Raw genomic sequence first — 12,435 nt, 5'->3', positions numbered from 1 at the left:
AGAGTCAAATCATGAAAAAATTATCCTTAAAAGCCCTATGTGCATCCATTAGCACATTAATGGCAATGATGGCAATAACAACTCCTATCGCTCAGGCAACAGATACCGAGATTTATCAGGTGGCTACTAAAGGCAAAACCACTCTAATGTTAACCATTGATATTTCAGGTTCTATGGGTGATGATGCATTTTTAACGGATTACGCACTGCAGTATTCTCAAGCCATCAATCCTTGTTATTATGGCGGCGGCTATCCTAGCCGTAGAAAAATTAAGACTGAAAATGTGGTAGATGCCAGTGGAAACAAACTTTATAGTCGAAGTTTTTGTGATATTCCAAAAAATCAGGTCAATAATGCCAACTATTATGCTAGATCTCGTTATTATTACCCTCAAGCACCAGGAGCGTGGGTTACTGACCCACAAGGCTGTAATTTAATGGGTACAAGTGGTAGTCAATTTTACCGTTGTTATGATCGCATGAGCCGATTAAAAGAGGCACTATATGATACACTTGCTGGCAATCCAGTCAAAGGTATTGAAAGATTAAGCGGCGATAAAATCATTGGTATTGCAACTTTGGGAGTTGTTGCTCGTCAAAATGGTCAGCCATGGACACCAACTGGCGACCCTTTAAACTCACCAGATAAGCCATATTATCGTGACGCAGGAGCGGTACGTGTGCCTGCTCGTCCGCTTGATGAAGTGGTCAATGGTAAGACCCAGCGCCAGCATTTATTAGATTTATTAAAAGACGAACAAATTTTCCGAGCTTATTCATCAACGCCAACCGCACGTAGCTATGCCGAAGTTGTATCCTACATGATGGGTACAACCACTCTTGAAAACGATGTTACCATGCGTCAGCTCTACATGCAAGATACTCAGTCTTTTGCTCAACGCTGGTGCGCAACCTGGCAATCAAATGGTATATGTTCTAGATGGGTATTTAATGCTAGTGAAGCTCCTAGAGGCGCAATTAGTGGTGACACTAGTTTTATCTATCCAACGGCAATCCCTCAAAACTTGTTAAGTAGCTATTTTCGACCAGCTCAACAGCCAAATGCCAGAATGTTGTGGGGTTATTATAGTCCTACTTATGGTTATTCAGGTTCTGGTTTTCCATTTTCTAGTTTTGATGCCAAAAAAGCTGATAGAAAAACTTATCAAGCTCCAGAATCTCTAACTCAACCTGAACGTGAGCGAGTATGTAATGGCCAGGGTGTTTATATGCTCTCAGATGGTGCCCCATCTATTTTATCTGGCGAAGAGCGTATGATGCGTTTAGCTTTGGGTAGCCAAGGTTCAAGTTTTAGTTGTGGTGATGATGACTGGACATGTATCCATAAATTTTCTGAAACCTTGCTTGATGGCACAAAAAACCCTCATGGTATTAAATTTAAAACAGCAGCAGTAGGTTTTGGTCGTCCTTATATCTTTGCGCCTGCTTATGATTCCAATAAGAAAAAAACAGAAAACCTAAAAGCTATTGATGATTATGCCAGAACTTTACCTAGCGAGGCAACTTTGCTTGCTTTTGATGGGGGTAGACGTTCTTATGTGGACGTAATTCATAGTCCATTAAACTTTGCTCGATGGGGAATTAAAGGAGAAGGCGGTTGGTATTCAGGTAACCGTTCTGAAGATGTGGTTAATAGTATTAATGCCTTTATTAGTCAAATAACTACAGATATTCCTGAAGTGGTTACAGGTCAGCCATTTATTCCAGTTAATCCATTAAATCCACTTCGTTATATGGATGATGCTTATTATGGTACATTCACCCCCAAGGTTGGTTCAAGTTATAGGTTTTGGGCGGGTGATATGAATAAGTATCTTGTTAAAAATCAAAAGATTTTAGGTAAAGATGGCAATCCTTTGTTTGACGACACTGGATTTATTAACTCTGGCGCTACTGGCTATTGGGATGCTGGTGTGGCCTCCAAATTGCCATTACGTCAAAATCAAAGACAGGTATTTACAAACACTGATAGAAGTGTAAATACTCCTTTAACTAAAGTTACTGTAAACAACCTATATGGTGGTAACGCGGTATTAAGCAATTTGGTTTATCGTAATGCTTGGTTGAATGCTTTGGGTTATAGGGTGGATGTTAATGGTACACCAGTTGAACAAAGTGCCTTACCAACAATTCCAGAGTTAAGACAAGTTGGTGCAGTGCTGCACTCCACGCCCATCATTTTAACTCAAACGGGTAAAGTTGTGCGTGATAGTGGTGGTTTAAATACTTCAGACGGTCGTGAAGATTATTTGTTGTATGGCAGCACTCAAGGCATGATTCATGTAGTTAATACTCAAACAGGGATGGAAAAAGTTGCTTTTGTTCCTCAGGAAATGATAACAGGTTCTACAACTCGTCCTGATAATCGCCAAAACTTCCAAGATGCTGAAACAGCGTTAGGTTCTATGAACTATGGCATGGATGGACAGTGGACAGCTTATACCCAATACAAAGCATTGGAGTCGGGTGGATTTACTGTAAATGACCCAAACAATATGGCAGCAACCTCTACCAATCTTGGTGGTTTTGGATTGCAGTGGGTGTATGGTGGTATGCGCATGGGCGGACGAAGTTACTACGCTCTAGATTTATCTAATGTGGATGCTCCAAAATTAAAATTCCATATCGCACCAGAATCTGCTGCACCAAATACACCTCTATATTACATGGGTCAAAGCTGGTCAAAACCTGTCCTTGGTTTTGTAAGATGGCAGGGTCAGCGCCGTCTGGTGATGTTTGTGGGTGGTGGTTATGATGCAGGTTATGAAAACCGTTTATATGACCAAGCAACCGCTAACACCACAGGTCAGGCATCGGGTGCAGGTGTGTATATGTTTGATGCTCATACAGGTAGTTTGTTATGGTGGTCTAGCAAATACGCTCCTAATACAACAGCTAGTGGTGCTACCCATTCAATCAATAATCCAGCCTTACAGTATAGTGTTGTAAGTAACATTTCAACCTTTGACCGTGATAACGATGGTTTGGTGGATAATTTGATTTTTGGCGATTTGGGTGGTCAAGTATTCCGTGTGGATTTGGATAATGGTTATGACCACAGCGACAATTCAAAATCATTGGCAACTCGTGTGGTACGTGTTTACAATGGACATCAACCAGGCGGATTATCACCTCGTTTTTATGACACCCCAAGTTTATCTGTGCATTCTCAAGAAGGTGTAACCGGTCAATTTGGTGTTATCTCCATTGCTTCTGGCAATAGAAGTTCACCACTAGCAGTTAATACTGAAAGTGCAAGAGATGGATTGTTTGTGATTTTTGATCGTGACGTTTTAAAACGTGGTATGGCAAAAAGCAGCTTTACCCCAAGTGTAACTGATGCAGGTGTGGATAAATTAACAGAAGTTACACGTGCAACCAATACTGAAGTAAAAGCAACAGATGGTGTACAAGGCTGGAAATTTTACTTTACTGCTGCCAATGGTAGACTAAAAGGTTACAGTTCTCCTCGTGTTGTAGACAACTTCTTGTTTGTTAGTACTTATACTCCTGAGGGTGGTACGGTTGAACAATCAAGCTGCAGTGCGGGCATTATTGGTGAAAGCTTCCAAGAAGTATTTTGTATGCCAGGTGGGGTGTGTAACAAAGAAACAACCAAACGTTTGGGTGAATCTGTCGTTGGTAATACCAATCCAGAAGATGGTTCAAAATTCCGTTTCAAGCTTGGTGTAGGTATTGTGCAGGCAGGAACTGGTAATGCCAAAGATAGTAGTAATGCTAATACCTATGGCACAGTTTCTCCAACAGTGGATTGCACAAAATCAGCTTATAAGAATAGTCCAGCTTGTTTGCAGGAAATATCTAGCATTAGCAATAAACCTGTTCGTTGGTATGAAGATACACCAAGAACAAAAGCCAATTAATCGCTAGAATGATTGAACTGGCAAGGAAAAATTTTGATGAAAAAACAACTTGGTTTTACGTTATTGGAGATGGTAGTGGTGGTGGCGATTATCGCCATCATGGCCGCCATCGCCACCCCAAGCTATCAAGAGTATACGCGCAGACAGCGCCTTGCACTTGCCAAGCAGGAAATGCAAGTATTGGCAGGTGAGCTTGAGCGTTTTAAGGGGAAAAATTTTAGCTATAAAAAATTTGATCCAACCTATATCTACCCCAGTTTTGATAAGTCAACAGGTACATTAACTGTACCTGTGGGTAAGCCGCAAGATGTTCGTTATACCATCACGCTGAAAGATGCTGGTGGTAGCAAATTGCTTTCTGATGACAATGCCTCTGGATTGGGTTGGGTGATGATAGCGGAGCGAACTCCTGCTGATGACCGTAATTACGATGTTCTGATGACCAGTTCTGGTCTGCGCTGCCAGACTAAAACTTATAATCAAGTGGAAAATTGGACAAATTGTGGGTCGGAGTCAGAACCATGGTAAAAAAACAACTTGGTTTCACCTTGATTGAAATGATGATTGTGGTAGCAATCATTGCAATTTTAGCAGCGATTGCATTGCCGAATTATACCGAATACGTTCGCAAAACTAAACGTGGCGATATGCAGGCTGAAATGATGCGCATGGCACAAGATGCTCAGCGTTATCAAACCGCAAAGCGCAGTTTTAAGGGTATGGAGCATTATTTGCGTCAAAATACCTTTCCAAGCAACGGCTCACCCTTATATAATTTAACACTAAAAGTGGAGGCGGGTGGTAATGCTTGGGAGATAGTAGCAACACCAATTACTGGCACAACTCAAGCCAATGATGGGGTGATTTGTTTGAACAGTCAAGGGAAAAAATACTGGGAAAAAGGCGGTACAGCGTGTAACTTCACTGCCGCCAATTCATCTTGGTAAAATTAAGTTAATTAAAAGTTAAAATTAAACGGGTCTTGTTCGAGCGGTGAGCCATGTCTTGGCAAGACCTTCTACTTTGTCATGCAATTTATCATACACTAGTTGATGATAATCATTGAGCCATTTCTTCTCTTCATTATTTAGTTGTTCTATTAAAATGAGTCGAGTATCAAACGGACACAGTGTTAGTGTTTCAAAGGTTAAAAACTCACCAAATTCTGTTTTGTTTGCCGCTACTGTCACCATGAGATTTTCTAAGCGTATACCCCATTTGTCTGTACGATACAGCCCGGGCTCATTACTGGTAACCATACCGATTTTCATGGTGCGTTCTAAAGTTCTTGGAGCGTTTTTTGAGATGGATTGTGGACCTTCATGAACGTTTAAAAAATAACCCACACCATGACCTGTACTATGTCCGTAATCTAAGCCTTTTTGCCAAAGTTTTACCCGTGCTAAGACGTCTAGCTCCGATGCTAATGTGCCTTTTGGAAAACAGGCAGTAGCCAGCGCAATATGAGCTTTTAATACGTCTGTAACATCTTGTTTTTGTTGGTAATTAATATCACCAATGCCCATCATGCGAGTGATGTCTGTAGTACCATTTTGGTATTGTGCGCCCGAGTCAATCAAAAGCAGCCCATCACCATCTAGATAACAAAAGTTATCATGGTCAGCCTTATAGTGAACGATGGCACCATTTTTAGCAAAACCAGCAATGGTATCAAAACTGGCACTAACATAATAAGGTTTTTGGCTACGTTTTTGAGTAAGCAAATCAGCCACATCAAGCTCGGATAAGCGCTCGCCATTTTGTAATCGTTGTTCAAATTCAGCAAAAAATTCACACAAAGCTGCCCCATCTGATATCATGGAGTTTTTAATGTGTTTGAGCGCTTTGGGGTTTTTGATGGCTTTTAGTAGAGTACTAGGATTGGTTTGTTTGGTTAAAACCGTATTTTTAGATAAATGCTTTAAAGTACCAATGGCAGTTTTATTGGGGTCAATCAGTAGATTGCCGCCATCAAATTGCTTGTTAGATAAATAATCTTGAATATCAAAATAATCTTTTATTTGAATGCGGTTATTATTTAATAGTTCTGTTGTTTTTTTATCTAATTTTTCAGAATTAATAAATAAAATAGTTTCGTCTTCACTGATAAATAAATAAGCCAAAAAGACAGGATTAAATTCAATATCATTTCCGCGTAAATTGGTTATCCAAGCAATATCATCTAGACTACTAATTAAATGAAAATCTGCTTGTGATTTTTTTAATTCAAATCTTATATTGGCAAGTTTGTTTTCTATACTATCATCTATAAAATCACTTGAATGAATGTAGGTTTTTTGATTGGGTAGTGGGGGTCTATCTTGCCATACTTCATTTAATAAATCCAAATCGCTAATCAATTCGATGTTTTTATCAGAAAAATTTTGTATAAAGCATTCATATTGAGTTACTGATAAAACATTGCCATCAATGGCTACTTTGGCATGATTGGGTAGGTTTTGTGATAAAAAATCCACCATGTCAATGTCCACACCATATTTTTTTAATTCAATGGTAGTATTTTTTAATTCAATATTGGCTTGTATCCAATAGCGACTATCAGTCCATAAAAAAGCCTGATTTTCCAGTACTAATAATGTGCCAAAAGAACCAGTAAATCCAGATAACCATTGCCGACCCTGCCAATATTTGGGTAAATATTCTGACATATGTGGGTCAGAACTTGGAATGATAAGCGCATTAATTTGATGTTTTTTCATAAAAATACGCAAATGATTTAAACGCTGTTTGATAATCTCAGACATAAATTTTCCTAGATAATAAATTGATAAAATAAATATTTGTCATACAATTATAAAAATTGATAAATATTAATTGGAGTTTTATAAGGTTTATCTGGTAATTCTTGTACTAACTTTGGCACCAAATATCCTGATAAATTTTCTAAAAGTTCCCAATAAATATTAATTGCTTTTTTTATAGGTATATCAAAATGGGCTGCACCATTTACTTTATCTAAAATATGTAAATAATAGGGTATGATACCATTATTAAATAAATCATAACTTAATTGAATTAAGGTTTGTACATCATCGTTAATGTTTTTTAATAATACACTTTGATTTAATAAGGTTACTCCGGCATCTTTTAATAATTGACATTGTTTTTTTAAATTTTTATCAATTTCTTGTGGGTGGTTAATATGTAAAACCATAACAATATTCTTTTGATAAGATTTGAATAAATCAAGCAGTTCATCATCAATTCGAGAGGCTAAAACAACAGGTAGGCGTGTATGTAAACGAATGGTTTGAATTTGAGGCAATTTTGATAGCATTTCAAACCATATTTTTAATCGCCGATTAGAAAGATTTAATGGGTCGCCTCCGCTAAAAATCACTTCTTTTATTTTGTTATCATGTTGAATATATTGATAAATTTCCCCAATTTCCGTATTAGTTGGCAGGTTTACCCCATAGTCAAAATGCTGGCGAAAACAGTATCGACAATTAATCGCACAAACACCTGTTAAGGTAATTAAGACCCGACTTTGATATTTATGTAAAAGCCCTTTAATAGGATTGTGACTATGTTCATGTAATGGGTCATTAGTGTATCCGATAGTTGGTAGTGTTTCTTGTATGGATGGCAAAACTTGCAATAATAAGGGGTCATTTGGGTTGCCTTTTTGCATTTTTTGAACAAATGCTAAAGGAGCTTTTAGGGGAAAATTAGGTTGATAATTGGTTGGCGTCTCAATATCTAATAGCTGGCAAAGCTGATGAATATCACAAATAGCATTTTGCAGTTCATTTTGCCAGTTAGATATTTGTGGTTTGCTGGTTGTGATTGGTTGTTTTATCAAAAAATGTTGGGTCATAGCTGATATTTGTAATTAAATTATTTTACTAAAATCTTTTTATCAAATATTTTTTGTAAAAAGATTTGGCTTATTGTTTGCTTTGGTAAAATTTGTTAGAATAAACGGTTAATTGCTTGCTTTTTTTAGGCAAGAAAAAACATAATTTTACTATATTTTTTGATAAAAGGTAATTTCATGGCAAGTTTTTCTACCAATGATTTTAAAGCTGGTTTAAAGGTGATGTTGGATGGCAACCCTTGTTCCATCTTAGAAAATGAATACGTTAAACCTGGTAAAGGTCAGGCATTTAACCGTGTTAAACTGCGTAACTTAAAAACTGGCAAGGTGTTAGAACAAACTTTTAAGTCAGGTGACACCCTAGAAGGGGCGGATGTTGTAGATACCGAAATGAACTATCTATATAATGATGGCGAATTTTGGCATTTTATGCACCCTGAAACGTTTGAGCAGTTACAAGCGGATAAAAATGCAATGGGCGATGCTGCCCAGTGGCTAAAAGAAAATTCAAATGCACTGTGCACCATCACATTATTTAATGGTACACCATTATCTGTAACAGCCCCTAACTTTGTAGAATTACAAATTGTAGAAACTGACCCAGGCGTACGCGGCGATACTTCGGGCGGTGGCGGCAAACCTGCTCGTTTAGAAACGGGTGCAGTAGTGCGCGTACCTTTATTTGTACAACAAGATGAAGTAGTCAAAGTAGATACACGTACTGGCGAATACTTATCCCGTGTATAATTTATTAGTAGTTAGTAGATTATCTATTAGTAGGTTTGTAAATAAAAAAAGCACCTAATTAATTAGGTGCTTTTTTTATTTATGAGTAGTTTTATTCGTAATTATCAATACTTGGACAGCTACAAATTAAATGCTTGTCGCCATATACGTCATCCACTCGCCCTACACTTGGCCAGAATTTATGCGCTTTAACATAAGGTAGTGGGAAAGCGGCAACTTCTCGGCTGTAAGGTCGATCCCATTCACCAACAATCACATTTTGGGTGTGTGGAGCATGGATAAGTGGGTTGTTATCAGAAGTCCAACCATCTGTACCAGCTTTGACTTGCAAAGCTTCTTGCTTGATTTGTCTTAAAGCACTGATAAAACGGTCTAATTCGGCTTTGCTTTCTGATTCTGTGGGTTCAATCATCAAAGTACCTGCCACAGGAAAACTCATGGTTGGAGCGTGAAAACCATAATCCATAAGGCGTTTAGCAATATCAGTTTCCGTGATGCCTGTTTCTTCTTTTAAAGGGCGAATGTCAATAATACATTCATGTGCCACAAAACCATTTTTACCCGTATAAAGCACAGGATAGTCATCAGCTAAACTTTTGGCAACGTAGTTGGCGTTGAGTAGAGCTTGTTTGGTTGCTGATACTAAGCCGTCTCGACCCATCATGGTGATATACATCCATGAGATTGGCAAGATGCTTGCTGAACCATAAGCGGCAGCTGAAACAGCAGTTTGATTATTTGTTGCGTTAAAGACGCCAGTGACACTATGGCTTGGAATAAAAGGCGCAAGATGTGATTTTAAACCAATTGGTCCCACACCTGGACCACCGCCACCGTGCGGAATGCAAAAGGTTTTATGCAGATTCATATGTAGTACGTCAGCGCCTACATCTGCAGGCTGCATAAGCCCAACTTGAGCATTCATATTTGCACCATCCATATACACCTGCCCACCATGCTTGTGAATCAGGTCGCAAATATCACGAATGCCTTCCTCGAATACGCCATGTGTTGATGGATAAGTAATCATCAACGCTCCAAGATTGGCAGAGTGTTCTTCACATTTTGCTTGTAAGTCTGTTAAATCCACATTCCCACATTCATCTGTTGCCACAACTACAACTTTCATACCCATCATTTGGGCGGTGGCAGGGTTTGTACCGTGAGCTGAACGAGGAATTAAGCAAACATTGCGATGCGACTCATTACGACTTTCGTGATAACGGCGAATGGTTAACAGTCCAGTGTATTCCCCTGATGCGCCAGAATTAGGTTGCATGGAAATTTCATCAAAACCAGTAATCGCCTTTAATTGTGTTTGTAGGCTATCAATCATATCAAGATAACCTTGCACCTCATCTTTAGGAGCAAATGGATGAACGTTGGCAAATTCATCCCAAGTGATGGGTAACATCTCACTGGTAGCGTTAAGTTTCATTGTGCAAGAACCTAAAGAAATCATAGAACGATTCATTGCTAAATCTTTGTCTTCTAGTGATTTTAGGTAGCGTAGCATTTGGTGTTCGGTATGGTGTGAATTGAACACAGGATGTGTTAGGATTTCATCTTTACGCAATAGAGCGTCTGTCAAGGCAATTTGTACGTCATTAAGTTCGCCTTTTGCCCCAAAGATTTCACACAGCTCAGCAAAGTCAGCTTCATCACTGAGTTCGTGGAAAGCGACTGAGATTTGACCATTGCCATGTTGCCACAGGTTGTAGCCTTTAGCTTTGGCATTTTCAAAAATACTTTGGGCTTTGTCGCCACATTCTACCAACACAGTATCAAAAAACACGTCATGCTTTATGGTAAAACCTGCTGATTTGACTGCACTTGCAAAGGCAGTTGCTAAGGCGTGAATACGAGTGGCAATGCGTTTTACACCTTTTGGACCGTGATAAACGGCGTACATGCCTGCTAAATTGGCTAATAGCACTTGACTGGTGCAAATGTTTGAATTGGCTTTTTCGCGACGGATATGCTGTTCACGAGTTTGTAGCGCCATACGTAGGGCGGTGCTGCCTTGCGCGTCTTTGGATACGCCAATGATGCGACCTGGGGCAGAACGCTTGTCTTTATCTTTAAAGGCAAAATAGGCTGCATGAGGTCCGCCAAAACCCATAGGGATGCCAAAACGTTGAGTGCTACCTAAAGCAATATCTGCCCCCATGCTGGCGGGGGATTTTAGCAAAACAAGACTTAAGATATCGCTTGCAACGATCGCGTATGCGCCATTTTCTTTAGCAGTGGCAATAGCATCGGTTAAATCTACCACGTCGCCATCTTTGCCAACATATTGAAAATATGCCCCAAAATATTCGCCAGCTTTAATCGCATCCAATTCGTCAACAATTACATCAAATCCAAAATATTTGGCGCGAGTTTTGATGACATCTAAAGTTTGAGGGTAAGTGCGGCTATCAACAAAAAACGCATTGGATTTGGATTTGCTGACCCGTTTTGCCATGCTCATCGCTTCAGCAGCAGCGGTAGCCTCATCAAGCAGACTTGCTCCTGCCAAATCCATGCCAGTTAAATCAATGCACATTTGCTGAAAATTTAACAAGGCTTCTAAACGACCTTGGGCAATTTCGGCTTGATAAGGGGTGTAAGCGGTGTACCAACCAGGATTTTCTAACACGTTACGCTGGATAACCGCAGGTAAGCGAGTGGGAGCGTAGCCTTGCCCAATATAGCTTTTTGAAACTGTAATATTGTCTGCCATACTACGTAACTTGCTAAGAGCATTGTGTTCGCTGATAGCCTTAGGTAGGTCTAATTCTTTGTTTAATCGCACAGTTTTTGGAACAACCGCATCAATGAAACTTTCCAAATCATTAAAGCCCACGGTATTTAATAGGGCTTGTTTGTCGTTTTGGTCTGTGCCAAGGTGGCGTTCCACAAAGGCGTTTTGGTTGAACAAATCGGAAAAGGTTAAATCACTCATTGTTTATCCTTTGAGATTGAAGGTTGGTTTTCTATAACACAAGTACCAGTTAAAAAATCTGATAAATTTCTATAGTAATATACAAATAATATATAATTGATGGCAGCAAAGATTAAAGTGAAATTTAGTAAACAAATCAAGTTTCTAACAACGGAAATAATAAATCCCGTTGGTTTTTGTGTTTTGAAATTTACTATTTGTATTTTTAGTAGGCGTTTTCCAATACTTTGACCATGAAATGTATCACCTAATAAAAATAAAATTAAACAAAATTTAAAAAAATAATCATATTCAATGCTTATAAAATCTGATAAAAATGAAAATAAAACTGCAATGATTATAAGTAACACAGCATCAATAATATAAGCAATAATTCTTTTATGAATTGAAGCCAGTTGCAACATAATTTATTACAGGTGCGTAAATCACACTAAACGCTCAAGTGTTTTAGTGCGCTACTAAAACATAAATTGAAAAACCACTGATATTTACCAAAAATAAGGGTAAAAAATCATTTCACCCTTATTTCAGTTAAGGCTTATAGTGAACTTTCGTACTCTTCTGCGTTCATCAAACCATCATAGTCGGCAGGATTGGCAGGTTTGATTTTAAAGAACCATGCTTTGCCATATGGGTCTTCGTTGGCAAGTTCTGGATTATCCACCAATTCTTCATTAATCTGTACAATCTCACCAGCGATTGGAGCGTAAACATCAGAAGCTGCTTTTACTGATTCTACAACGGCAACTTCTTCATCAACTGCTACACCACGACCAACTTCGGGCAACTCCACAAAAACCACATCACCCAATAAATCTTGTGCGTGGTCAGTAATGCCAACGGTGATAATGCCGTCTTCTTCGCGTTTTAGCCATTCGTGACTAGCAACGTATTTTAAATCATTTGGAATGTTACTCATGGGCGTCTCCTAGTGAGTTTGTTATTAAAAATAGGGAGTCAAGCAAGCACTTTTAAACACAAAGTGCTTGAATGTT

9 protein-coding genes are annotated in these 12,435 nt (G+C 38.8%); 4 read left to right on the top strand and 5 right to left on the bottom strand.

Features of this window, described 5'->3' with window-relative positions; genetic code table 11:
• Positions 1-11 precede the first annotated feature (11 nt).
• Genes ACZBKJ_RS05985 through ACZBKJ_RS05975 form a run of 3 tightly spaced genes read left to right on the top strand, consistent with a single transcriptional unit; the run spans position 12 to position 4,852 of the window.
• Positions 12-3,905, top strand: a complete 3,894-nt coding sequence (locus tag ACZBKJ_RS05985; RefSeq protein ID WP_463200041.1) for a pilus assembly protein — start codon at positions 12-14, stop codon at positions 3,903-3,905.
• Between the two features lie 36 nt (positions 3,906-3,941).
• A complete protein-coding gene (locus ACZBKJ_RS05980; RefSeq protein WP_463200040.1) occupies positions 3,942-4,433 on the top strand; it encodes a type IV pilin protein in 492 nt (163 codons plus the stop codon).
• On the top strand, positions 4,427-4,852 hold the full coding sequence (locus ACZBKJ_RS05975) for a type IV pilin protein (protein ID WP_463200039.1): 426 nt from the start codon (positions 4,427-4,429) through the stop codon (positions 4,850-4,852). The genes ACZBKJ_RS05980 and ACZBKJ_RS05975 overlap by 7 nt, the downstream gene beginning before the upstream one ends.
• 24 nt (positions 4,853-4,876) lie before the next feature.
• Here the strand turns inward: ACZBKJ_RS05975 and ACZBKJ_RS05970 are convergent, their stop codons facing one another.
• Together ACZBKJ_RS05970 and epmB are read right to left on the bottom strand one after the other, a co-directional pair.
• On the bottom strand, positions 4,877-6,670 hold the full coding sequence (locus tag ACZBKJ_RS05970) for an aminopeptidase P family protein (RefSeq protein WP_463200038.1): 1,794 nt from the start codon (positions 6,668-6,670) through the stop codon (positions 4,877-4,879).
• A 47-nt stretch (positions 6,671-6,717) separates the two neighbouring features.
• Positions 6,718-7,746 (bottom strand): EF-P beta-lysylation protein EpmB, encoded by a 1,029-nt coding sequence (gene epmB / locus ACZBKJ_RS05965; RefSeq protein ID WP_463200037.1) that lies wholly within the window; start codon positions 7,744-7,746, stop codon positions 6,718-6,720.
• A 177-nt stretch (positions 7,747-7,923) separates the two neighbouring features.
• Between epmB and efp the strand changes: the two genes are divergently transcribed.
• Complete coding sequence (gene efp / locus ACZBKJ_RS05960) at positions 7,924-8,493, top strand: elongation factor P (RefSeq protein ID WP_463200036.1); 570 nt, start codon at positions 7,924-7,926, stop codon at positions 8,491-8,493.
• 91 nt (positions 8,494-8,584) lie between these two features.
• Here the strand turns inward: efp and gcvP are convergent, their stop codons facing one another.
• From gcvP to gcvH, 3 genes are all read right to left on the bottom strand, one after another.
• A complete protein-coding gene (gene gcvP, locus ACZBKJ_RS05955) occupies positions 8,585-11,440 on the bottom strand; it encodes an aminomethyl-transferring glycine dehydrogenase (protein WP_463200035.1) in 2,856 nt (951 codons plus the stop codon).
• Positions 11,437-11,844: an RDD family protein gene (locus ACZBKJ_RS05950; protein ID WP_463200034.1), complete on the bottom strand. Its 408-nt coding sequence runs from the start codon at positions 11,842-11,844 to the stop codon at positions 11,437-11,439. The genes gcvP and ACZBKJ_RS05950 overlap by 4 nt, the downstream gene beginning before the upstream one ends.
• Positions 11,845-11,978: 134 nt before the next feature.
• Positions 11,979-12,359 carry a glycine cleavage system protein GcvH gene (gene gcvH, locus ACZBKJ_RS05945; RefSeq protein ID WP_463200033.1) on the bottom strand — a complete coding sequence of 127 codons (381 nt, stop codon included), beginning with the start codon at positions 12,357-12,359 and terminating at the stop codon, positions 11,979-11,981.
• Positions 12,360-12,435 lie beyond the last annotated feature (76 nt).

It is taken from the genome of Moraxella sp. I5G (assembly GCF_055193055.1).
The sequence above is the reverse complement of the archived record's forward strand: the minus strand, read 5'-3'. Positions and strand labels throughout refer to the sequence as shown.